Here is a 23545-nt window from a genome sequence, read left to right as displayed (position 1 = left end):
TCGCCGACCGGAGCCCCTTCCGACTGGCCCCGGCAGCGTGTTGGTGGGAGCGGGGGATGCGAAGTCGACCGCTACGACCAAACCGAGGTCGCCCTGGCCGGGGAGGGGCCCCAGCCCTGGCGAATGGACGGGTTCACTTCTTCGCGTAGGGACCATAGGGCCCCGGGGCGTGCCATGCGGCCCCTCTCGCGCACCGGCGAGGTCGACCAGCATGGGGAAAGAAGGACTTGCCGTCACCGGGAGGGCGTGTCGTGTCACGTACGGTCACTGCCGCAGGCGAGGTCTCGAAGACGAGGCGTCCGGGCGAGCAAGGGGCGGAAGCGGCGGGGGAGGCCCGGCCGGCCGCTGGTTGGCGTTGGCACTCGCGAGTCGAAGATGCACATCGGGGCAGATTGAGCCATTCCGTATTGCGTCGAAAGGCGGTCCGTACGGCGCTCGTCCCGCACGACTGACGGCCAAACCGCATCCACCGGGTACCCACGGTGCCCGTGCTGCCGGCAAGACGGGAGATGTCTCATGGATCCGAAATACGTGTACGACTTCGCCGAGGGCGGCCGGGCCACGGCCGACCTGCTGGGCGGCAAGGGCGCCAATCTCGCCGAGATGGCCCGCTTGGGCCTGCCCGTACCACCCGGCTTCACCGTCACCACGGAGGCCTGCCGGGTCTTCCTGGAGACCGGGGAGCCTCCACCGGGGATGGAGCGCCAGGTCGGCGATCACCTCGCCGGTATGGAACGCGCGGCGGGACGACGGCTCGGCCAGGTGGACGACCCCCTGTTGCTCTCGGTCCGCTCCGGCGCCCGGTTCTCCATGCCGGGCTTGATGGAGACCATCCTCGACATCGGCATCAACGACCTGTCCGTCCTCGGCCTGGGCAAGACCCCCGAGCGGGAGCGGTTCGCCTGGGACTCCTACCGCCGCCTCGTGCAGATGTTCGGCAGCACCATCATGGGAGTCGACACCGCACGCTTCGAAAGCGTCCTGTCGGGTATCAAACGGCAGCACCATGCCGCCGACGACACCCGGCTCGACACCAGTGACCTGATCCGACTGGTCGAGACGTACAAAGACCTGATCCTGGAGGAGACGGGACAGGAATTCCCCCAGAACCCCGCCGAGCAGCTCCACCGGGCCGTTCTCGCCGCCTTCACCTCTTGGAACGGCGAGCAGGCACGGATGTACCGGCGCCGCGAGCACATCCCCGGCGACCTGGGCACGGCCGTCACCATCCAGACGATGGTCTTCGGCAACCTCGGCCCCGACTCCGGCAGCGGCGTCGCCTTCACCCGGAACCCGGCGACCGGACAGCCCGGCGTCTACGGCCACTACCTGCCGAACGCCCAGGGCGAGGACGTCGTCGCAGGCATCCGCAACACCGTTCCCCTCCAGGAACTGGAGCACATCGCCCCGCCTTCCTTCGCCCAGCTGCGCGACTGCATGCAGGCGCTTGAAAGGCACTACCGCGATCTGTGCGAGATCGAGTTCACCATCGAGCGTGGCACGCTGTGGATCATGCGGACCCGTGTCGGCAAGCGCACCTCGCAGGCCGCCGTCGCTATCGCCGGGCGACTGGTCGACGAGGGGCTCGACGGCGCAGGCTGATGCTCCTTCGGTTCGCCAACTCCGGTACGCGCGAAGCCCTGCCCAGGCGGATCCCCCCTCGGAGGGCATCGCTCGGAGCCCGTGTTCGGGAGACGACGCCGGACGGCGCGGCCGCCCGCCCGGCATGATCGCCGCCGAGGCCGGCCGGTTCCTGCCGTGTTGGCGAGGGCGTTGTCGCAGCAGACGCCGGTGCGTCCGCCGGAGAGGCGGATGCCGTGCGCGAGGCGGGCGATACTGCGTGGGCCGCAGGCGACGCCCTCACGCCCAGGGCGGCGTGGATCCTGGGGGCGCCGTAGGTGCCGCGGGAGCAGTCGTGGATGGCGCTGATCCCGGCCGGTCGGCTCTTCGTCCGGCCGGGCCGGCGGCCCGCGGGTGTCCGGGCGGCGCTTGTGATAGGCGGACCGGAGACCATCATCAGCTCGCACGCCCGTTTGACGCTGTGACCTGCCTGCTTTTCCGCCTCGTTCAAGGGATGGTCCCAGGCCATGCTCAGTAGGCCGTTCCAGAGCCCGTGGCAGACCGCCGGCAGCGGCGCGATCGGATCCCCGAGCCGCACCGCACCCTCGCCCAGCGCGGTGGGCTGAGCGAATGCCCCGCGCAGCCGGGCCGCGGGAATGCCCACCCAGCACCGAGGATGGCGGTAGACCGACAGCCAGCGCCCATCGGCCAGGGCCACCGGATCTGGGTATCCGCGAACCAGCGCTCCCAGCCTGCGCTCCGAGCACACGCCTCAACCACCCGCGCCCGGCCGATGAGCCGTGCGGACGGTCCGCCGCTCCCGGGGCAGTCCACAAGACGGATGCCTCCGCCTGCCTCGGCCCCGGCCAGGTCGGGGGCGTGGGTGACAATGCGTCCCCGCTCCTCCCACCCGAACTACACGGGGCCCGTGGTCGCTGGCCACCACCACCCCGGAGCCAACCGCCGCCCGCGCCGCAGCGGGAAACCACGCACCATAGGGCATTCCATGAGGCGCAGCTCCCCGATGGCTGTCCGCCACGGCCTTTGGAGCATGACCCCGTCCGGCCCGACGAACCGCACGTTCACATGGCGCGGATGTATGACGGTATGACGGGCCATTGATGTAGCGCCTGGGCTGGAGTTGTGACCTGGGTGTGTTCAGGTTGGTTGGCCGGTGGGTGGGCTGCTGGGTGTCTGGTGTGGTGGTCGGGATTGCCCGATGGGGGCCTGGCGGGTGTCGGGCGGGGGCGGTGGCCTGGTGTTTTCTCAGATGGGCCGAGTGGCTCAGGTGTGCGCGGGTGTGCTGGTTTTTTGTGCATGTGTAATGGCTCGTCTATGGGCAGCTGCCGCACGGCCTGGTCCTCGACGGCGAACTGGTCGTCTGGGATGCCGACGCGGGCCGGCTGTCGTTCGAGGCGTGCGTTGCAACGCCGGGCCGCCGCCCGTGCCCGCGGCGCCCGGGCTCTGACCGTCCGGTGGCCGGCCTACTTCGTCGCGTTCGACGCCTTGCAACTGGACGGCGACGAACTGGTGCAACGCCCGTACAAGGAGCGGCGCGCCCTGCTGAAGGCGTTTTTCGCCAACCACGCCCTGACGGCGCCGTGGATGCTCGTCCTGATGACGACGGACCTGCCACAGCGCGGGAGTGGCTTCAGTCCTGGACCGACGTGTCCGGCGTCGAAGGGTTGGTCGCGAAGCCCCTGGCCAGCCGCTATCTGCCCGGGCACCGCGGGTGGACCAAGATCAGAAGACGAGACACCCACTGAGGCGGTCGTAGGCGCCGTGACCGGCACCCTGAGCTGCCCCGGTCTCCTCGTTCTCGGCCGCCTGGACCAGGCGGGCCGGCTGCGCGCCGTCGGCCGGACCGTTCCGCTGCGCCCGGAGGTGTCCCGGCAGGTAGGACAGCACCTCGCCGCGGCCGGCCCCGGCCACCTCTTCGACGGGGTCCGCTTCGCGGCGTCGTGGCGGAGCCGTGACGTCCTGCACGTAGTGCTGGTCCGCCCGGACCTGGTGGCGGAAGTCAGTGCAGATAGGGCCGCTGAACTGGGTGTTTACCGGCACCCGCTTCGCTTCCAGCGGATCCGCCTGGATGCGGGCGTGGACGACGTGCCGCGGTTCGGCCAGGGCCCGGCCCCCAGCTGCCGGGTGACCGCCGCCGGGCCACGCTCGCTCGGCCTGCCGGCGGGTCGGCGCCCGGTTCCGCCGGCCGGTGGTTCCGGTGTCCTAAGCACCAGGGCTGCCGACGACCTCTTTCACTGCAGCGAGGACACGGTCGTGGTCGGATGTCCGCTGGTGCGGGACGTCGCCACGACCCGCCTTCTCCCCGCCTACTGGCGACCCAGAGATCCAGGCCCGCAACGAGTGGACCAGCCACCGGCCAGCAGCAGTCGCTCTCCACCGGCCCGCCCGACGACAAGCCTGCCGTCTTCGAAAGCGATTCGATCACCGACAGTCAGGAAGACCGGGCTCGCCAGCTCGAAGGCATACCCGTCGTCAGTCTCGAGGTCCTTCACCAGCACCAACCGCGAGGTCGGCGTGGCTCCGTCAGCAACCAGGCGGATGCCGAGATGGTCGCACGCGGCCTGAGACCACCTCGACCTTGTTCAGCCACTGACCAACCATCCCGAGGACGGCTGTCGCGGTCCGGCCCCAACTGTCAGCGGTTGCGGCGAGGGCGTCGGCGAGCTCGTCGCGGTCCATGTGCGATCGACCGCGGATGCCGGCCTTGGTCGCCTTCTCGTACAGCTCCGCCTTGGTCAGGGACCGAAGCGACTGGGAGCCGGAAGTGCCGGTGCGCTTCTTGGCGGCCGTCTTCTTCCCGGCAGCCTTGGTCCGGGTGGAGGTGGTGGCCTTCTCCCGGGTGTCAGTGGTGTTTGCCGCTTGCCCTGGCCGCCATGCTCCTGCGCGACGCTGCTGAGGCGGCGACGGGGCGCTGCGGTTGATGGGGGCGGCTAGGGTCGGGTGTAGCTCGCGCTGAAAGGGCGTGCGCGGGCAAGGCCCGGTGCCCGGTTTCCGGGGGCAGTACCACCGGGCCGCCCAAGCATCAGCCGGCCGCGGCCGCGGTCCCGCTCGTGTCCGGTCCGGTACCGAGTCGGCGTCGGCCGGGGGAGCGCGGTGGCGCCTCGCTCGGCTCGGCGGCGTCCGTCCGGCGCGCCTCCGCGTCGGCCGGCTCGGTGGGGAGACGGCCCCGGCGGCCGGCCGCGGGCTGCGAGGCCGAGGGGTGGGGGGCCTGTGCCGAGGGCGCGTCGTTCGGTCATGGGACCACTGTCTCGGGCCACCCAAAGGGCGTGCTGCCGAACCTCGCTGTGTCCTTGAGCAAGGCATTACGGTGAGCCGCATGGACATGCGGAGGATCGTCGCGATGCTGGTTGAGGAAGCCGAGCAGCAGATGGCGGACGGGCTGTGGGAACTGGCTGCGGACGACCGCGCTCTCGCAGTTGAGACTGAGGCGGGCCTGCGCAACGCTGTGGGGCCGCTGGAGGTCCAGGGGGCCTTGCCGTGGATTGGCCGGCTTGAACATCTGCGGGAATCGCTTGCCGTCCTGGCGATCTCCCTCGCTCGCACGCACGGCCGCATGGCCTGGTTCCTCTCCGGTGCCCTCAACGCACTCGAACCGGTCCTGCGCTGGCGCGCCCTGTCTGCGGATCAAGGGGGCACATTCGGCACTGTTCTCGCGAGTCCTGAGGAGTACGCGGAGGCGGAGGAGGCCGTTCGCCAGCTTCAGGATGCCCTTGCTCGGATCACTGCCGAGTAAGAGGTCCTAACAGAAGCCGTTGATCATGCGACTTTCGGTTCGGGTGGTCGTTGGTCCGTGGGGAAGCGTCAGTCGCGGCCGTGGATCGTCTCGGATGAACTGTGGTCGCTGATCGAGCCGTGGTTGCCCGAGCCGGCGCCGAAGCGGGTGGAGGGCCGTCCACGGGTGCCCGACCGGCAGGCGCTCTGCCGGATCCTGTTCGTCCTGCATACGGGCATCCAGTGGGAGTACCTGCCCCAGGAGCTCGGCTTCGGATCCGGGATGACCTGCTGGCGGCGCCTGGCCGCGTGGAACGATGCCGGCGTGTGGGAACAACTGCACCTGGTACTGCTGAAGAAGCTGCGGGTCGCGAAGAAGCTGGACTGGTCGCGGGCGGTGATCGACTCCTCCCACGTCCGGGCCGCTCGGCGGGGCCCCAAAGCGGTCCCAGCCCGGTCGACCGCGCACGTCCGGGCAGCAAGCACCACCTGATCGTCGACGGTCAGGGCATCCCCCTGGCCGTCTCGCTCACCGGCGGGAACCGCAACGACGTCACGCAGTTGATGCCGTTGCTGAACAAGATCCCGCCGGCTGCCGGCCTCGTTGGCCGACCCCGCAGGCGGCCCGACATGCTCCTGGCCGACCGCGGCTACGACCACGACAAGTACCGCCGCCTGGTCCGGGCGACGGGAGTCAAACCCGTGATCGCCCGCTGCGGCGTGCCGCATGGCTCCGGCCTCGGCGTCTACCGGTGGGTCGTGGAACGGACCATCGCCTGGCTCCACGGCTTCCGCCGACTCCGCATCCCATGGGAACGACGCGACGACATCCACGAAGCCTTCCTCGGCCTCGCCACCTGCCTCATCACCCACCGCCACGTCCAACGCCGTTAGGACCTCTAGAGCTGGCTGTAGCCGTGAACCGCATCGGCAGCGCCGCGGCCCGCCGCGATGCGCGCGCCCTTTCCCGGATGCGGCACTCGAACGCCTAGCTGTGGTGACGATCCCGGGCACCGTCCACCGAGTGGACCGATGTCCGACACCCAGTCCGCCAACTCGAAGTTGCAGTTCAAAGGGCTGGTGTGGCCGCTGGTCGGGGTACTCACGCTGGTCGTGGGCGGCAGTCTGCGGAGTAGATCGTCTGTCGGCGTGGAGAGATGCTCGCCGACTTTGCTCGGGAAATCTCGCCCAGGCGAAGCAGGTTCCCCACTTCGGCAAGTAGTTGCTACTCTGGCAAGTAGATGCCAGGTTGGGCATAGGGGTGCCCGGGCGACGACGGGAGGGGTGGGCGATGAGCGAACAGATCGATGCAGTCGCAGCGTTGAAGGGGATTGCGCGGATCGAGGCGACCTCACGGGTGCGAAGCCGCTGGTTTGTCGGCTACTTGTGGCTATTCGCCGTCTGGCAGCTGGTCCTGGTTCCCGCTGTGTTGCTGTGGCACGGGCCGATGGGGACACTGGTCAGCACGCTGGCGAATGCACTTGTGGTCATGGGGCTGTCCCTGTTCGCCATGCGGCAGCCTGTGGTTCCGCACGGCTACGGAGGGCTGCACCTCAAAGTGATCGGGGCATGGGCGGGTGCCTACGTCTTCGCCCTCGCGCTCGGCTTCACGGTTCTCGTGGACAGTGTCGCCTTCGCGTCCGTAGCCGCTTTTGCGTGCGCCTTGCCGGCCGCTGCGGCAGCCTGGCGGGAAGCGCGCGCTGTATGAAGCCGGAACCCTCGACAGGCGCGGGACAGGGCCCTCACCCGCGACACGCACTCGCGCCCCTTCTTGCCTCGGCCGTACGTCTGTCGATCGTCGCGGCCCTCGCTGTGGTGGAGAAGGCCGAGTTCGCCTATGTACGAGATCTCGTGGAAATCACCGACTCCGCACTGTCGAAGCAGGTCTCGCGCCTGGAAGAAGCGGGGTGGGTGACGGTCGAGAAGGGTCAGGTCGGGCGTCGGCCGCGGACCTGGCTGCGTCTGACCGATGACGGGATGGCTACTTACCGACGCCACCTCGCTGCGCTCACGGCAATCGCAGGCCCACTGCAATGACATGGGCGGGGAAAACCAGCCTCGCGGTCCGTCGGCGGCGGGACGTCGGCGAGGGCGTCCAGGGCGGCGGTCATCTCCTTCCACCACGTCTCCGGCAGGCCGGGGTCCTCGTCGAGGACGGGGCGCGGGGAGACGATCGGGTCAGGGGCGAAGGCGTACAGCTCGGCCCGGTAGGCGTACGCGCCTGTGGTCCAGTCCCGGATGCGGAACAGGCCGGGCCGCGGCACCGAGGCGGGCAGGACGCGGGAGGCAGAAGGGCTGTCCCACAGCCTCCCGCCCTCGGTGCCGGCCTTGGCGCAGACCACTCGGAGCCAGTGCGGGCCGGCGGCCGCCGACACGGTCCGGCCCTGGTACCCGCCCACACACGTCGGCCGGTGGCACGCAGGCCGAAAGTGTCGGCGGCGTGCCGCCGGACGGCCAGCATCGCCGCTGCCGACACGTACGGGCCACCTCCGCTCGCGCGGAGAACACGTCCCCTGGCGTTCCGGAGGGGGGGGCGGGGGCGGCTCACCTCCGCTCGCACCCTTCGCGACCTGCGAGTCTACAGCCGCTTTACCTCTTCTTTGCATTGTGTGTGCATCGACTCGCCGTACAAACACACATGAAGAACCGGCTGAGCGGGCCGCGTTGGCGCTCACCTCCGCTCGAGCGGAGGTGTCCCGTCGCTCGACGCGAGACTGTGGGGGTGATGCGAGCGTGCGCGCCCATGACCTATGGGCACCATCAGCTACATCCTCCGCCAGGACAGCTGGGGCCACGGCTACGCCACCCACGCCGCACACCAGGTCGTCTCCGTCGCCTTCACCACCGCCGGCCTCAACCGGCTGGAGGCCATGCACCAGGGGCCAGTTCGCCCGCCTAGAGGCGCCGCTCAGGTTCTCACTACGAGCGGCGACCTGCCATCGCTCCTGCCGTCGGTCCGCGACGCTCAGACGCTGCTTACGTCCCGTGGTCTCTGCCAGCGCATCTGCGTCGTGTGGGACAGCGACTGCGCAAGCTCACCCTTGCCCGTCATCGCCACGCGTCTCTCCGTCTTGCTGTCCACGCCTCGGCACAGGGCATCGGCGGGCTGAGTGTCGTCTTCACCCTTGTGTGCCGAACGGGCTGACGCCCTATAGGGAACTACTCCTCTAGGATGCGAGCTGCTTCTAAGATGGTTGGATTGCACCGGATCGGGGGGGACATGAATCCGGCATTACTTGCGGCAACATCTGCGTCCATCGTGGGAGCGTTGACCACGGAGGCGTGGCCACAACTGCGTCACCGTATGGCACAGCTTTTTCTTGGCGTGCGGCCACAGGAAGCCGGTAACGTCACAGAAGAGCTGGACGAAGCCCGTGAGATGATCCTCGCCGTCGAGAACGACGAGAGCAGACACATCGAGCACGAGGCGACCGTCGTCCTGCAACGACGCCTTCGCGACCTGGTCCATGACGACGCATCGGCCAACGAGGAACTCCAGGAGATCCTCGTCGACCTGCTGGCATCGCCGTCGACGACCTACGACGCGCCAGACCCGCGTTTCTTGGCACTGCTTCAACTGGTTGACAGCGCCACTCCTCCACCTGGAGCACCGCGGCGTGCGATGGGAACCCTCATCACGCGCCAGTCGATCCCGCAGGACCTTCCGCGAGAGACGACCGCGGTGCCCCTGAGGACAGCTCGCATGCTTCCGCCGGACCTTCCGGCCATCACTGGCCGGGACCGCGAACTGAGTGACCTGCTGGACGCAGGAATGCGAACGGACGAATCGCCAGTTGCCCTCGTTCACGGAATGCCCGGCGTGGGCAAGACCGCCTTGGCCGTACATGCGGCACACTCCCTGGCCAGCCGCTTCCCTGACGGGCAACTGTTCATCAACCTGCGTGGACATGCGCCCACCGACGATCCGGCCGCACCAGCCCAACTGCTCGGTTCCTTGCTTGTATCGGCAGGGATCCCGCTGGCGGTGCAGCCCCACAGCATCCATGGACGTGCCGGCCTGTGGCGCAGCTGGCTGGCCACCCGAAGCGTCCTGCTGATCCTCGACGATGCCGCAGACTTCTCCCAGGTCCAGCCTCTCCTGCCCGGATACCCGGGCTGTCTCACGCTGATCACGAGCCGGGTGCGGCTGGAAGCGCCGGAGATCTCCCGCTCGCTTCCCCTCGACGTTCTGCGACCCGACGATTCCGCCGCGCTGTTCCACCAGATGCTGCGGCAACGGGGGAGAACGACCGGGCCGACGCAGGCAGCCGAGGTCGCCCGCTTGTGCGGCCACCTCCCGCTCGCTTTGGCCATGGTCTCCGGGCTGCTCACGGCACACCCCACCTGGACAGTGAACGACCTGGTCGAAGACTTGGACCACTTCTCGCGCCGACTCATCAGACCGGGCACGGGCATGAAGTCCGTGGGCCAAGCCCTGGGAACATCCTTACGCAGCCTGGAACCCTCCCAGCAGACGTTCCTGCGCAGACTTTCCCTTCACCCCGGCCCGGACCTCGAGAAACGAGCCTGTTCCGTCCTGACGGGCGTCACTGTTGACCGCGCCGACGAATACCTCGAGAACTTGTACCAACGCAGCCTGCTTCGCGAGGTATCGCCAGGACGCTTTCGCATGCACGACCTGCTCATCTCCTACCTGGAGGCTGCACCTGAGGACGCGAGCAGCGACGCCGAAACAGCACAGGAGCGCGAACAGCGCCTGCGGCGCCTGGTCGACTACTACCAGCGCACCGCGACGGCCGCCTACCTCATGGAAGCGCGCTTGCAGCCGATCGAGGAACTTCGCAACTCCTTGCCCGAGTCCGCTCCTCCGCTGGAAGATGCCGGCCAGGCCGCGGACTGGCTTGCTACGGAGCTCGACAACCTGGCGGCATGCACGCAGTTCGACGAAGACCACCCGGATGCCGTAGCGCAGATCTCCACCATAGTGACGGCCCATCTCCTCAGGCTGCGCGGTTCTGCCGTGCAGACCGCCGACCGCGTGATCGGCATGGGCAGGCAAAGAGCTATCGAGCGCAGCGACCTTCGGGCCGAGGCACTGTTCACACACCTGTCCGGAATCGTCGCCGTTGCACAAGGCGAGCTGACCCGGGCGTTGGACAACGTCGGCCGGGCCCGTGCGCTCAGTACCGAGAGCGGGTGGCGGCTGGGTGAGGCAAGAGCCCTGTTCAGTCTCTTCATCGTGCAGCGACTCATCGGCACGATCAGCGAGGCCCGTGACTCCTTGAACCAGGCGGGCGTAATCTTCACCGAAGCGGGAGGCGAGCGCAGCCTGGCGAGGGTCATCGAGCAACTCGGACAACTCGAATCCAACGAGACCCCCAACATCCTGGCGCCGTTGACCGAACACGCCGGCCAACCGTCCGCGCAGCTGCCCCTCGAAGACATCATGGAACAGCTCGAGAAGCTGGCGCTCGCGCTGTACTTCGAAACCGTCGCCACCGATGCGGAACCCGCCGATGGCCCTCAACGCCTTCCTGCCGCCCGCGTCCAAGGCGGGCTGCGCGCAGGCGACACGACACCGGCAACGGCCGCAGGCGATCAAGGCGGCAGCGGGGGAGAACCCCCTGACACACCCGTTCCTGGCGAAGTCCCCGAAGAAGACCCCGACGACAACATCGAAGCAGACCAGCAGGCCCCGATTACCGTCGAGGAACTCGACACTATCGACGAACAGGTCATCAACTTCTGGTTCACCGAAACCACCCCTACTGACGAGCCGTTTCTGGTGGACACGACCTACACCGGCTCCTTCCAGGTCGGCCCAGACCATCCCGACAACCGAGTGGAAGGCGACCGGGTCATCCCTGCCGGCACCATCCCCCCGGCCGGTCTGCCTACGCAGTGGTACGTCATGTCCAGGACGTGCAGGCTCGCCCTCGCCGACGCATCCGAAGCCGAGGAGCCGGCAACAGCAGGGGATGAGCCGGAATGGGCGGTCGAATTCGACCTCCTGATTCTTCCCGATGCGCCCTCCGAGGAGCGTCTGCTCTCCATCACGCCCACGAGCCCGGGTACCTGCCGCATCGACGTCCTGGTGATGGTCGAAGGCGACCTCTACCGAGAACTCACCATCGAGTTCCCCGCCGAATCCCCACCCCCAGCCCAGGCACCCCCGGCGCACGGGAAGCCCACAAGCGGAGAACACCCCACCCAGGAGTTAGCACCCCTGCCCAAGCCGCGGAAGGAACCAAGCACCCCGGACCCGGCTATGCCGCCCACCAAGCCGAAGGCAACGGCCTCCAGGGCAGCCTTATCGCTGCGCCGACCTCCCAACCAGCGCCCCCATACGAGAGTGAGCGTGACCAGCACCCGACACGTGGTGGCAAAGCACACCGCGCTGCAGGTTCCGTACGACTGGCAGCAGCCGGCGAACACTCTCACTCTCAACCTGATGCCACCGCAGGCGCAGTGGCGATTCGACGTCGACGGCGAGCCCGGTTCGGCACGCCAAGGCTTTGAGTCCTGGGAGCCCGAAAGCTTCGCCGGCCAGATGGTTCGCGAGGCGCAAGAGGCCCTGGAGACCTACCGGCAGCACCACGCAGGCCGGTACAACGACATCACACCCGACGACATTGCCACCAGGCTGCAGCGCTTCACCCCGAGCGCCGACTGGGCAACCCCCCACAGACTGGTCACCAGCAACGACCAGCAGGCGTGGGATGCCGTGGCCAACAGCCCGCAGCTGCGCGAGCTGGCCTTGGCCGGCAGCCAGCTCTTCACCGCCCTCTTCCCCCGAGAACACCTCTTTCACGACCTGATCAAGAGCCTGGCGCCCGGCGACCGTCTACGCGTCTACTGGAAGCACGGCGGACCCGACCACATCCCCTGGCCGCTGCTCTACCGCGGATCGCTCCCCAGCGCCGGCAACCCCATTCAGGCCCAGGACTTCTTCGGCCTGCGCCTACGCACCACTCACATCGCCCGCTCCGCGGAGACCGTCCGGGTACTGTCCGCCGACGCCACACGCACCCACCTGATGTACTGGGGCGGCAGCGACGGCGACGAGACCATGCGGGTGTCAGCCGAGCACGTCGACGAGCTCGACCAGTGGAAGCCCCTGGTCCTGCCCCAAGGCCAGGAGCTGCGAAAGGAAGAGATCTCCGCCTATCTGTGCAACCCCGATCCGATTTCGCTGCTCTACGTCTTCAGCCAGGCCTACAGCAAGGGCGGACAGCTCCGCGGCCTTCGCTTCGGTAGCACGATCGAGCCGTGTGACGTGCTTCTGCTGTCGGAGATGGGGCAAGACCCTTTGAAGGAGCAGCCGCTGGTCTTCATGAACGCCTGCGAGACATCATCCGCGGAGCACACGTACAGCAACATGCTGAAAACCCACTTCGTCAACCGCGGCAGCCGCGCCTACATCGGCAGCGAGTGCAAGGTACCTGCCGGCTTCGCAGCCCGCTTCGCCCACGTCTTCTTCCACTTCCTCTACGACCGCTCCCAGCGCAACCAGCCCACGGCCGCAGGCGAAGCTCTCGCCCAGACACGCAAGTTCTTCTGGGACCAGTACCGCAGCATCGGCGGCCTCTTCTACAGCTACACCAACGACGACCAGCTTTTCGTCGCCCGCCCCGGCGAAGTCGAGGCCCTGCACAATCCCCGTCGAGCGATGCCCCAGACAGTTGCGAGGCCAGCGTGACAACACCCCATGACCCCACGACCGCCGCCCGGTTCCTTCAGGGAGACACCTCCACACGTCTGGCTCTCCTGCGCTCGCCGGAGCATGCCGCCGCCCTGCGCCGCTTTCTGGGAAGCGCCGCTTACACCGAACTGGTCGAACTGGCCGGCCCCGCACCACAGGAACACCTCGCCACCACGGCCGGATCCAGCATCCTGTTCGTTCCCGGTGTCATGGGCAGCGTCCTCGTCAGCAAGGGCCTCAGCGGCGTCTGGTGGCTCGACATCCGCAACCGCAAGCGCATCGACAGCCTTGCCCTGGCACCCGACGGCAAGAACGACGCCCACCCGTCCTTCAAAGTCGAACCCTCCGTACTGGACATGTCCTACGAGGGCTTCCTCATCGCAGCCGCGGCGCGCCAGGAACACGAGCCCGACAACTTCCCCTACGACTGGCGCAAGCCTCTGTCCACAAGCGCCGACGAGCTCCACCGGACCATCCTCGCCGCAAGCGCCGACACACCTGGACGCCCCGTCCACCTCGTCGCCCACAGCATGGGCGGCCTGGTCGTCCGTACCGCCCTCATGCGCCACCCCGAGCTGTGGAAGCACATCGGCAAGATCGTCTTCATCGGCACCCCGCACTACGGCTCACCCGCCATCGGTGGCTACCTGAAGAACCACCTCTGGGGTTTCGAACTCATGGCTCTCCTCGGACGCTACCTCTCCCGCGACACCTTCCGCAGCCTCACCGGCGTCCTCAGCCTCCTGCCTGCCCCTGCCGGCACCTATCCCTTCAGCACGGCCCAGTCCGGCGAGGACTACGACCACCCCTGCGCCAACTTCGATCTATACGACTCCACCGCATGGCACCTCAAACTCACCCCCACGCAGCAGCTTCAGCTGCAAGCACGGCTCGACGACGCCCAGACGAGTCACCAGGACCTGCACCTGTGGCACACCAGCCTCGACCAAGGCATGCGGGATCGGATGGCCATCATCGCCGGCACCGGATTCAAGACCCTTTTCCGCCTGGCCTACACAAAGCGCGGAAAACTGTGGCACCACATGGACCGTGTCACCAGCCGAAAGCCCGCCGATCCGCACCGTGACGGAGACGGCCGCGTACCGCTCGCCTCAGCCACCCTCACCTCCATCGCCGAAACCCGGTACATCAAGGGTGAACACGCCAGCCTCCCCAACCTCCCCGACGTCCAGCGAGACGTCTGGAACTTCCTGGCCGACCGGCCCATGCGCCTGGCCGAGACGCCGGCAGCCGCCCTCGGCACACACCTCGGCGGCATCACACCGAACACCTCCGCCCTCGCCCTCCCTTCCATCCCCGGACAGCGCTCACCCGACGACCCCGGCTACCTCAACTTCACCAGCCCCACCGCAGCAGACATGACGGAACTGGAGAGGCGACTGGAGGACGACGAGCTCCCCGACTTCATGCGAACCCGCCTCCTCTAGCTTGATCTTTAACGTGTGACGTCGAACGGTGCGTCGTACTTGATCACTCGGTTCGGTAACCGCCATACACGGAAGTGGCCTTCGTTTGGATCATGTGCTCCGACCAAGGAACTCCCACGAGGTCGTAGGTGGCTCGTTGGTCCAGGTGTGGGTGGGGATTTTGATGCAGCCCGGTGGGCTGCGGGCCTGGTCGAGTTGCACGGGCGGTTTGTGCACCGGTTCGCCCGGACGGAGCCGCGGGAGTCCGCGCTGGCATACATGCGCGACCGTTCTCTTTACAGTCCCTCCGGTGTCTGTCAGACCAGGCGCTGCGACAGAAGGCTTCCAGCGGGTCCCTCTTGGCGTGGGCGGGTGGCCTCGGCGTAGCAGCGGGTCCCGCGTTGAGATCAGACGGCGAGGGGGAGGGGGACCGCGACAGGCTCGCTCGGACACCTACCACTGCCTTCGGCACGCAACCCTTCTTTGATCACTCCATTCGAGTGACTCGTCCAACGGCGGAGATGAGCCGCGGGACCGGTTCCCTGACGGTCTTCTGACGAGGTCGGCCGCGATTCTGTCGTGTTGCCGACAACTGCCGCCGCCAGTCGTCAGTGACCCGTATGAACTCCGCCGATCGTCGTCAAGATGCCGTCAGGGGCAGGCCCCAAGGGCGCGGGTGCGGGCGTGCCTTTCGAGTGCCGCCCCGGACTGCCTCCCGGCATCTGGGGCACTATCGTCCGTTCATGGCTCCTCAAGGAGGCCCCATGTGCTTGTTCCAGTACGACGACGACCCCGAGCCCGAGGAACGCGTCCCGGCCGGACTCCTCTACGTCCCCGTCCGGCCAGGAACCGCGCAGGTGGTGGTACGCATGTTCCGCACCCCGCTGGGCGCAGGTACGGCGGTCGGTTTCACCGACCCTGGTCGGCTGACCGCCACGTTCGGCGCGGAGCAGCCGTGGACCCGACTGTCCGAGCGGGCGCTGCGCGCCATGGCCGAGCCGCTCGGGGTAGTGCTGTTGACCGTCGACCCGACGTTCACCGCTCCCGCGGTCACCGGGTCCGCTGCCACCGGATCCCCCGCGGCGGGTCCCGCCTCCGGCCCGGGCCGCGCCGCGCGTCTCTCCGGCCCCGGCCGTCTGACAGAGGAGAGATCAGACGATGCCCACCGCGGTCATACCCAGGCCGGAATCCGCAACGGACGACCTCTCTGTCTGGCCGGCGTCCACGACCCGGCTCGCTCCCGGCGGCATCGCCGTCGGCGGGGTGGACCTCGCGGACTTGGCGGCCCGGTTCGGCACTCCGGTCTACTTCCTAGACGAGGGCGAGGTGCGCGAGCGATGCCCGACCTACCGGGACGCGTTCCCCGAGGCCGAGGTCCCCTACGCGGCCAAGGCACGCCGTAGTGCGCTGGGTGCAGGAGGAGGGGCTGAGCCTGGACGTGTGCTCGGCCGGGGAGTTGGAGCTGGCCGTGACGGCCGGGTTCCCGCCCGAGCGGATCGTGCTGCACGGCAACGCCAAGTCACCCCACGACCTCCGACAGCGCGCTGCGGAGGCCGCCTGACCGCCGCCCCCCAAGCGGCCGAGGACCGCCGGCAACTGGTCCTCGCCATGCAGGCACCGGGCACCAGCAGCACCAGCATCCGCGTCACCACACTCGACGCCCCCAAGACCCCGGCCACGGCCGCGCCACCACCCCCTTCATCATGGCCGGCCCCACTCCCGGAACCTTCCGCACCCTGGCCACCCTCCCCGACCACCCGCAGATCCCGCCCGCCACCTACCAGCTCACCGGCACCCCCGCCCCCATCCGGATCGTCCGCGTCTCCGGAGACGGCCAGACCATCCCCGCCGGCACGCGCTTCCCGCAGCCCTGCGAAGTCCGGGTCACCAACCTCCTCGACCAGGGCCTCGAAGCCACCGACGTCACGTTCCAGCTCACCGGCACCGCCGCAGCGGTCTTCCCCGACAACTCCACCAGCTTCACCCTCTCCACCGACAGCAACGGCAACGCGGTATCCCGCGCCATCACCGCCGACTTCGCCGGCCTGGTCCAAGTCCGCGCAACCTGCCCCACACCACTCCCGCTTCCCGCCCCCGTCCACTTCGGCCTCAAAGCCACATAGAGGAGCGACCCATCCACACCACAAAGCCACCGCCACCGCAGCCCACTACCGTCTGACGCAGCTCCCGAGAAGGTCTTACGTCTTGCCGGGGCCCTGACGGGCCGTCGCCGGAGTGCCTCTTCCCGGGGGCGTACCGCGGGCATAGGCTCGTGCATTCCGACAACCGAGGAGGTTGGCTGATGGGGCCGACGGCCGTTCGGACCGTGGTTGGGGACGTGGTCGGGGAGCTCGCGCCGGAGGAGACGCCGGTGCTCGCCGCCCTGGCCCACCTCGACGACCCCACCGTGTTACGGGTGTTACGCGGCCGCCGCCGGGCCGAACCGCTGGGCTTCGGCCTCGCCGAAGTGACCGCGGTCGTCACACCGATCGTCTGGCTCGCGGTGGACGAGGCGTGCCGCGCCGCGGTGGCCGGAACCGTCGAGTCGGCCCGCGGCCGCTTTGCCCGCGGGGCCCGCCGCCTGCTGAGGCGGCAGCCCGTGCAGGACGCGCCGGCCGGCGAGGCGGGCACCGAGGAGGGACCCGGCACGGGGGCCGACGCCGACACGCGGTCTGAGCCCGGCACGGGAGTCGGCCAGGCCGTTGTACCTGCACTCTCCCGCGAACAGCTGGAACTGGTCCACCGGCGGGTCCTGGCCGACGCCGGAGCGGTCGGCCTCCCGCCCGCCGGCGCCACCGTGCTCGCGGACCGCGTCGTCGCCCGCCTGGTGCTCGCCGCACCCCCCGGCAGGGCGCAGCCCTCGGAGGAAGGCGGCGCCGGGATCGTCGGGTGAAACGCCCGGCCTGGCTCACTCCGCCCCCGCCCGCCCCTCGCGAGCCGGACCAGTACGACCGCCCGGGACTGCCCTCCGGCACGGTCCTGCGGTTCGCGCTGCTGGCCATCGCGGTGCTCGTTGGCAGTCTGGAGATGTCCAACACCGTCCTCGTCTTGCTCTTCTCGGAGGACGGGACCGGACTCGGCTGCTGGTTCGCGGTCGGCGACGACAGCGCCTTCTGGCGCGACGCCCTCGCCGGGCGCGTCCCCGCCTCCGGAACCGGCCGGGCCTGCCTGACCGAGCCCGTGCCCGGCCAGCCGTACGCCGGCGGGCTGTGGGGGACCGGAGCGGTCCTCGGCACCGCCATCGCGGTCTACTACCTGCTGCCGGTGGCCCGCGCCCGGCGCCGCGGCCTCGTCCCGGTCGAGCGACTCGGGCCCGCGTTCGACCCGGTGGCGCTCCGCGCCGAGCTGGCCGGGCTCGTCCGGACGGCCTTCCGGGTCGGCGACCCCGAGGCACTCCCCATGGTCCCGCCGCGCTTCGTCGTCGACTGCGGCGCGCTGGACGCGAGCGCGGTGGTGTTCGGCCGGATGAGGGCCCCGGTGGTTTGCCTGCACGCTGGCCTGCTCGTGGTGCGCCGCACCGCGCCGGAGAAGTTCCGCGCGGTGGTGCTCCACGAACTCGCGCACATCCGTACCTTCGACGTAGGCCTGGCGTACTTCACCCTCGCCTTGTGGCGGGCTTTTGCCTGCCTCGTCCTCGTCCCGTACGCAGTCGTCGTGGGCGGCGCGTTCACACTCGCCGCCGTGACCGGCCGTTTCCCGGGCATCGACGCGGAATTCTGGCCTGCGGCAGCACCCGAACTGGTCCGCCAGACCGCCAAGGCCCTCGTACTCGTGGCCGTGGTCCTGCTCGCACGTGCCGACACCCTGCGCCACCGCGAACTGGTGGCCGACGCCGAGGCCGTCGCGTCCGGCGCCGACCCCGGGGTCTGGGAGGACACGGCACTCGGGCCGACGGCCGCGGCAGGGGCAGGGGCGGGGGCGTCGGGCTACGGCGGTCGGCAGTTCGCCGCACACCGACTTCGGACCCTGCTGCGCCCCCACCCGTCGTGGCAGGCACGTCTGCTCGCGGTCCGCCGACCGATCACCCTCCACACTCTGGACCACCTGCAGTACTTCCTCGTCGGGTGCACGGCGCTGATAGCCGTTAACACCGTCGGCAGGGTGTGGGGGGATTTCCTCTGGATGTCGGTCGCAGCAGGGACGGCTTCCGGCATCGTCCTGCTGGCCACCTGGCACCAACTGCTCGCCGCCCGGAACGGGGGCAGCCAGCCGCCCTCCGGGCTCTCCCACGGCCTGGCCTTCGGCTGCGGCCTCGTCGTCGGCCAGTTCACCGCCGGAGTGGGCACCACCAGCCGCTGGTGGCCTGCGCATCCGGCGCTGCCGCTGCTGATCCTCCTGATGCCCGCCGCCATGGCGGTTCTGGTCGCCTGGATCACGCAGAGCGGTCACCTGGCCATGCTCCAGAACGTCCGCCCGCGCGCCGCGCTCGCCGCCATGACCATCGTCGCCTGGACGGCCGGTCTCTCCATCGTGGTGTGGTGGCAGACGGACGGCTACGCCGCCCTGGCCGGCCATCCCGTTCTGCCTCCGCTGCAGGCCGCCACCGAGGCCGTACCGGTGGGCCAGGCCGCCACCGTGCTGTCGGCGGCCTGGATCGACCGCTACCTCGGGCTGCCGGCGGAAGACGGGCCGGGCATGATCGGCGTCGCGCTGTGGGCGTACCCGGTCCTCGTCCAGCTGCCGCGCTTCTTCGGCGGCGCCGAACGCCGGGCTCGGACCCGGTGGGCCATGGAGGCGGAAGGAGCCGGCTTCCGTGGGGTCCTCCCCGCAGGTACGGCCGGCGGACTGGCCGCCTGCGCGGCAATGGCAGCGCTCGTCCTCGCGGCCCCGCAGCTGCGCGCCGACTCCGGTCTGCCGGCCGAGGGGAAGCAGTTCCTGCTGACCTGGTGGACCGCGGCGGCGTTCTGGGCCGGTGGCGTCCTCGCCGCGGTCCTGGCCGCCCTGCGCACCGGCCCGGTGTGGCTGCCACGGGCCCTGACAGCCGGGGCAGTAGCCCAGGCGCTGGCCTCGCTCGGCTTCCTCGCGGTCTGGGGACTGGGCGGCTGCGGCAGCCTCGCCCGGGGAGCACTGCGACCCGGCTGCGGACGTCTGGACCCAGATGTGTGGAACAGCCTCCCTGCACTCGTCAACCTGGTCTTCGCCACCGGGCAGTTCGTGGCGCTCGCGGCCCTGCTGACGGTCCTGGTGGTCCGCTCCGCGCGCGCCATCATCCGGCGCACCGTGCGACGGGAGCGGAACACCGGCGCCCTCGGGACGCCGCCGTCTCTGCCACTGCCCCAGTCGCCGCCAGCGTCAGCGTCGGCGTCCCGGCGGGCGTGGGCGGCCCGTACCGGCCTGGGACTGCTCCTGGCCCTCACGGTTGCCTCCTGCCATGCCCACCAGGAGATCACCGCACCCCCCGACCCGCTGCGGCCGGTCGTGTCCGACACCGACCCGGCACCTTCGCTCGCGACGGCCGACCGCATCCGTTCCCTGCAGATCCTGTTCTGGTCCCGGACCGCCTACGCACCCCTTCGGAGTGTGGTGGAGAACCACAGGGACGCGTCGCTAACCGTGGTGGCGCACCCGCACGCCCCTGCCGTCGTCCGGGCCTCCTGCGAACGGCTGCGAAGCGCCGCCACCGCGGCCGAGCACGCGGTCCCTTTCCCCGACCCGACCCTGCGCACCGAGTGGAAGAAGTACCTTCGGCAGACCGCCGACACGGCCCTTTCCTGCCTGACCTGGTCCCTCTCCGGCACCGTCACCCCAGCCCCGCAGGACCTCATCCACACCTACGGGGCCGCTACCGACCTCCTGTGGAAGCTGGACCAGCACATCGCGCAGGCCGAACAGTTCTGGCGCTGACCGTCCTCGAGGCCACGGACCGGTGATCCGGACAGCCGGACCTGCCGGCCGCCCCAGTAATCGCCGACCGACGGCACGTCACCCTCGTCACCGCGGCCCACTTGTCGGTTCCGGCCCGCCTGCGGGGGCGCCTGCAAGCCCCCGGTGTCGCCCCGGCCGCCCCCGCCATTGATGACGATCGCCGACGCTGTGCGCCGCGGCGCCCTGAACTTCAACGCCCACCCCCAGGCTCGGCACACCGTGCCCGGGGGCTACCCGGCACAGTGTGCGGCGGCTCCGGCTTCCGCGATTCAGCCCGAGCGAGAGCACGCGCCGGGGCACTCGCAGCTTGCTCTACGACTTGCCCTACAAGTTGCTCTCCAACTTGCCTTCCAACCTGCCCTGCAAATTGCCCCTACAACTTGCCCCAGGCCGGGCGCCGGGGGTCGTGGTCAAGGGTCTGACCTGCATGTCAAGGGGTCCCGGCAGGCCCCGCCGGGCGCCGACTACTTCGCTCAGAGAGGTCTGAGCGAAGCCGGACCCGATGCCGACGTCCGACGCGGCCCGATCACAGGCTTGCCCACCCTGCCGGACGGCTTGCCCACATGGCTGGGCAAGCCGTCCGGCCTGGCCTTCTCGCCGCGATGAGGGTTGCACCGGAGGGAGGCTCCACAGGTGTCTGCACGGTTGCATGAGGCGGGGGACCGCAGGTGTGACCGGAGGTGGGACCCCCTCCAATCGGCGTCCGCGCGTTCCACCAGGTCAGACCCCATGGGCAAGCCGTCTTCGGAGAACGACACCTCTTACCCACGCAGTAGCCGTGGGGTAGAGGGCCGTGCATCGCAAGGCGGAGGGTCGTCCTTGTACTGGACGTACTGGGGCGAGCCCGCGATCGGCGGCGCCCGGTGTTTTCGCAGTACAGTCACGGCGCCCTCGGGTGTCCGCACCCGCGGGGCGCATGCATGCTGCTTACAGGTGTCCATGGCGATGGAGTAGCCGCCACTGCGGGCGATGTTCCTGGGAGTTCCCGCAGGGCCCAGCTCAAAATACGCACACTGCACACAAAAAACGATCCGGGACAACTCGAAGTCTCATACTGGCAGTTGCTCTTTCAAGATCACTTCTGAGAGCACGTGGCGGCACTCGATCTAGGAGGTTTCGGATGCGACATGCCAGGAAGAGGAACCTGCGTCTCGTTGGCGCACTCGCCGTTGTCGGCGGCCTGGTCACCGCGGGCACAGTGGTGTCGGGCGCGTTCGCCGGCGAATCGCCCGGGACTCTGCCCAGCAAACAGGAGTGGCTGAGGCAGGTCTCCGTCGCTGTCGAGCCCGCCCAGGAGTTCCTGGACGAACGCCTGCGCAACGACGGTGAGGACGTCGCGATCGTGCTGGACATCGACAACACCTCGCTGGGAACGGACCTCGATGACCAGAAGCCGATGAAGGACACTCTCGAACTCGCGCGCTCCGCACGCGACAAGGGAGCCCTTGTCATGTTCGTCACCAACCGGAAGGAATCCGGCCGCAAGAAGACGACCGCGCAGCTGAAGGACGCCGGCTTCCCGGTCGACGGCCTGTGCATGCGGCAGTCCGACGACGACGCCTCCAAGGCGGAAACGAAGACCAAGTGCCGCATCTCGATCGAGAAGGAGGGTCACACGATCGTCGCGAACATCGGCAACCGGAGCACCGACCTGGAAGGCGGCCACGCCGAACGCACCTTCAAACTTCCGGACTTCGACGGCCAACTGCAGTAGCGCAGGAAGACGGCCAGGCCCCGGTCGTTGGAGGGGTGCCGCAGATCTCGTCATGGCCGTGGAGGTGCACACCGGCTCTCTGGCCCGCTGTGCCAGAGGGCCGGTGCACGACGACCGGCGCGTGCACGTTTTCGGACTGCATCCCGGGCAGCGCTCATTGGGCCCTTGCACCCCAGGGGAGGATTCGCCCCGGGGCAACCGCCGCCTTGCGCCTCGGGGAGCGGCGGGCGGCGACCGTCCAGGGCCTGTCGGCCGGAGATGGGCGCGGGCAGGAACCTGGAGGTATGGCGAGGCGGGCGGCGGCGACCACGCCAGCCGCAAGGAGCAGGGCAGCATGATCCGCCGCTACCTCATCTGGCGCAACGAGCACAGGGGCCGAAGAGAGCGCGCCGCGGCAGTGGGGACGGCGCCAGGAGGCACGCCGGCCGCCTGAAGTTCGGCTTGGACCGAGGGTGCCGCTGCGGCCTCGGGGGCGCAGGCTGCTCCCGACCTGCATCTGCCCGGCCTGTGGTGCAGCCATTCCGGTTCGCGGTAGGGCGCTGTTACCGACCGCAGGGAAGCGAACACGGGGACGGGAGTAGTGCTGGTGTGTGAAGAAATCAGGCGAACGGTTGTTACGGATTGCACTACTCCGGTTGGCTGGCGGGCGGTTGAGTGTGCGCCCGGTGGTGCGCCGGAGCGTGTTGACCTGCGCGTCGTTGGGCGAGGCGGCTCGGTGTAGGAGGCAGCGGTTGTCAGGGCCGCGCCCGCCTCGGTTGCGTGGGGTGTGCAGGCGCGTGTGACGGGATTGTCTGGTTTGGGTAACCGGCGTCGCCAGGGACTGCAGGCGGGGCTGTGGCGGGTCGAGAGTGTGGGGCGTCGGCCCGCCCGGGCCGGTACCGAACGCTTCCGCCACCTTCTGTTTTCGGCTGGTGGGGGACTGTCCTTGAGGGGGCATCACCATGTCTGCTTCGTCGATCACCCGCCGCGTGGCCGCGACCGTCCTGGCCGCGGGAGCGGTCGTCTCCGCCCTCGCGCTGCCGGCGTCCGCGGACGACGGTCACCGTCAGCGGCAGGCGAGGGTGGAGATCAGCGCGGTCCGGGCCGACAGCCCCGGACGCGAAGACCGCTCCAACCGCTCCCTGAACGCGGAGTGGGTGGAACTCACCAACACCACCCGCCGCAGCATCGACCTGAAGGGATGGACGCTCCGCGACGAGCAGAACAACCGCTACCGCTTCGGCGACATCCGCCTCCAGGGAGGCGCCACCCTGCGCATCCACACCGGTTTCGGCCGCGACACCCGCCGGGACGTGTTCCAGAACCGTCGCGACTACGTGTGGGACAACCGCTCCGACACCGCCGCCCTGCGCGACGAGCACGGCCGCACCGTCGACACCGAGTCCTGGGGCCGCCACCACCGCCGCTAACCCCCAAGGCCGGGCTGGACGCCCGCTCGTGGCGGCGAGCCCGACCCCGTGAACGTCTGGTGGGGGGGGGGGGGAGGGGGGGGGTGGGGGGGGGGACGGCGGGGGCGCCCCCCCCCCCCCCGCGCCCCCCCCCTTTCCCCCCAACAGCAACACCGATGGGGGGGGGAGAAGATGT

The 23545-nt window shown here is 69.3% G+C and carries 14 protein-coding genes and 4 pseudogenes; 16 read left to right on the top strand and 2 right to left on the bottom strand.

Going from position 1 to position 23545, the window contains the following annotated elements; all coding sequences use genetic code 11:
• Positions 1 to 516: 516 nt before the first annotated feature.
• Positions 517 to 1933: pseudogene (locus ACZ4VL_RS06885) on the top strand (PEP/pyruvate-binding domain-containing protein); the annotation flags it as partial.
• 1370 nt (positions 1934 to 3303) lie between these two features.
• Here ACZ4VL_RS06885 and ACZ4VL_RS06880 read toward each other — a convergent pair.
• A complete protein-coding gene (locus ACZ4VL_RS06880; protein ID WP_468196744.1) occupies positions 3304 to 3621 on the bottom strand; it encodes a hypothetical protein in 318 nt (105 codons plus the stop codon).
• Between the two features lie 1276 nt (positions 3622 to 4897).
• Between ACZ4VL_RS06880 and ACZ4VL_RS06875 the strand changes: the two genes are divergently transcribed.
• The 4 genes from ACZ4VL_RS06875 to ACZ4VL_RS06860 all read left to right on the top strand — a co-directional run bounded on the left by ACZ4VL_RS06875 (position 4898) and on the right by ACZ4VL_RS06860 (position 7329).
• The gene (locus ACZ4VL_RS06875) at positions 4898 to 5314 is read left to right on the top strand and encodes a hypothetical protein (RefSeq protein WP_468196742.1); all 417 of its coding nucleotides are present in this window, start codon (positions 4898 to 4900) and stop codon (positions 5312 to 5314) included.
• A gap of 84 nt (positions 5315 to 5398) precedes the next feature.
• Positions 5399 to 6186 (top strand): IS5 family transposase gene (locus ACZ4VL_RS06870; RefSeq protein WP_468196964.1). Its coding sequence is split into 2 segments (ribosomal slippage): positions 5399 to 5717 and positions 5717 to 6186, totalling 789 coding nucleotides; the frame shifts between segments, so codons are not numbered across the junction.
• A 397-nt stretch (positions 6187 to 6583) separates the two neighbouring features.
• Positions 6584 to 7000: a hypothetical protein gene (locus ACZ4VL_RS06865; RefSeq protein ID WP_468196740.1), complete on the top strand. Its 417-nt coding sequence runs from the start codon at positions 6584 to 6586 to the stop codon at positions 6998 to 7000.
• Positions 6997 to 7329, top strand: a complete 333-nt coding sequence (locus tag ACZ4VL_RS06860) for a winged helix-turn-helix domain-containing protein (protein WP_468196738.1) — start codon at positions 6997 to 6999, stop codon at positions 7327 to 7329. The genes ACZ4VL_RS06865 and ACZ4VL_RS06860 overlap by 4 nt, the downstream gene beginning before the upstream one ends.
• Here ACZ4VL_RS06860 and ACZ4VL_RS06855 read toward each other — a convergent pair.
• Entirely contained in the window at positions 7278 to 7667 is a 390-nt protein-coding gene (locus ACZ4VL_RS06855) for a hypothetical protein (RefSeq protein WP_468196735.1), read from the bottom strand. The two genes, ACZ4VL_RS06860 and ACZ4VL_RS06855, sit on opposite strands and share 52 nt — an antisense overlap.
• A 375-nt stretch (positions 7668 to 8042) precedes the next feature.
• Here ACZ4VL_RS06855 and ACZ4VL_RS06850 point away from each other — a divergent pair, with 375 nt between their 5' ends.
• From ACZ4VL_RS06850 to ACZ4VL_RS06800, 11 genes and pseudogenes are all read left to right on the top strand, one after another.
• Complete coding sequence (locus ACZ4VL_RS06850; protein ID WP_468196733.1) at positions 8043 to 8402, top strand: GNAT family N-acetyltransferase; 360 nt, start codon at positions 8043 to 8045, stop codon at positions 8400 to 8402.
• A 158-nt stretch (positions 8403 to 8560) separates the two neighbouring features.
• Positions 8561 to 12952: an ATP-binding protein gene (locus ACZ4VL_RS06845; RefSeq protein ID WP_468196731.1), complete on the top strand. Its 4392-nt coding sequence runs from the start codon at positions 8561 to 8563 to the stop codon at positions 12950 to 12952.
• On the top strand, positions 12949 to 14403 hold the full coding sequence (locus ACZ4VL_RS06840) for an alpha/beta hydrolase (protein WP_468196729.1): 1455 nt from the start codon (positions 12949 to 12951) through the stop codon (positions 14401 to 14403). The genes ACZ4VL_RS06845 and ACZ4VL_RS06840 overlap by 4 nt, the downstream gene beginning before the upstream one ends.
• Before the next feature lie 147 nt (positions 14404 to 14550).
• A pseudogene (locus ACZ4VL_RS06835) lies at positions 14551 to 14667 on the top strand (IS701 family transposase); the annotation flags it as partial.
• A gap of 335 nt (positions 14668 to 15002) precedes the next feature.
• Positions 15003 to 15356, top strand: a pseudogene (locus ACZ4VL_RS06830) (SAV_915 family protein); the annotation flags it as partial.
• A 184-nt stretch (positions 15357 to 15540) separates the two neighbouring features.
• Positions 15541 to 15916: pseudogene (locus ACZ4VL_RS06825) on the top strand (diaminopimelate decarboxylase); the annotation flags it as partial.
• A 169-nt stretch (positions 15917 to 16085) separates the two neighbouring features.
• Positions 16086 to 16505: a hypothetical protein gene (locus ACZ4VL_RS06820; RefSeq protein WP_468196727.1), complete on the top strand. Its 420-nt coding sequence runs from the start codon at positions 16086 to 16088 to the stop codon at positions 16503 to 16505.
• A gap of 179 nt (positions 16506 to 16684) precedes the next feature.
• Complete coding sequence (locus ACZ4VL_RS06815; protein WP_468196724.1) at positions 16685 to 17275, top strand: hypothetical protein; 591 nt, start codon at positions 16685 to 16687, stop codon at positions 17273 to 17275.
• Complete coding sequence (locus tag ACZ4VL_RS06810) at positions 17272 to 20226, top strand: M48 family metalloprotease (protein ID WP_468196723.1); 2955 nt, start codon at positions 17272 to 17274, stop codon at positions 20224 to 20226. Before ACZ4VL_RS06815 ends, ACZ4VL_RS06810 begins: the two co-directional genes overlap by 4 nt.
• 1141 nt (positions 20227 to 21367) lie before the next feature.
• On the top strand, positions 21368 to 21961 hold the full coding sequence (locus ACZ4VL_RS06805; RefSeq protein ID WP_468196721.1) for an HAD family acid phosphatase: 594 nt from the start codon (positions 21368 to 21370) through the stop codon (positions 21959 to 21961).
• A gap of 941 nt (positions 21962 to 22902) precedes the next feature.
• The gene (locus ACZ4VL_RS06800) at positions 22903 to 23370 is read left to right on the top strand and encodes a lamin tail domain-containing protein (RefSeq protein ID WP_468196718.1); all 468 of its coding nucleotides are present in this window, start codon (positions 22903 to 22905) and stop codon (positions 23368 to 23370) included.
• Positions 23371 to 23545 lie beyond the last annotated feature (175 nt).

It is taken from the genome of Streptomyces sp. NPDC029014, assembly GCF_055564695.1.
Note: the sequence above shows the minus strand (reverse complement) of the source record. Positions and strands in the feature narration are given on the sequence as shown.

What these genes read in the sequence shown, in the direction of transcription:
- ACZ4VL_RS06860 (WP_468196738.1), top strand. Translation starts at nt 6,997, where the DNA reads ATGAAGCCGGAACCCTCGACAGGCGCGGGACAGGGCCCTCACCCGCGA.
- ACZ4VL_RS06850 (WP_468196733.1), top strand. Translation starts at nt 8,043, where the DNA reads ATGGGCACCATCAGCTACATCCTCCGCCAGGACAGCTGGGGCCACGGC.
- ACZ4VL_RS06815 (WP_468196724.1), top strand. Translation starts at nt 16,685, where the DNA reads ATGGGGCCGACGGCCGTTCGGACCGTGGTTGGGGACGTGGTCGGGGAG.
- ACZ4VL_RS06800 (WP_468196718.1), top strand. Translation starts at nt 22,903, where the DNA reads ATGTCTGCTTCGTCGATCACCCGCCGCGTGGCCGCGACCGTCCTGGCC.
- ACZ4VL_RS06865 (WP_468196740.1), top strand. Translation starts at nt 6,584, where the DNA reads ATGAGCGAACAGATCGATGCAGTCGCAGCGTTGAAGGGGATTGCGCGG.
- ACZ4VL_RS06805 (WP_468196721.1), top strand. Translation starts at nt 21,368, where the DNA reads ATGCGACATGCCAGGAAGAGGAACCTGCGTCTCGTTGGCGCACTCGCC.
- ACZ4VL_RS06875 (WP_468196742.1), top strand. Translation starts at nt 4,898, where the DNA reads ATGGACATGCGGAGGATCGTCGCGATGCTGGTTGAGGAAGCCGAGCAG.
- ACZ4VL_RS06820 (WP_468196727.1), top strand. Translation starts at nt 16,086, where the DNA reads ATGGCCGGCCCCACTCCCGGAACCTTCCGCACCCTGGCCACCCTCCCC.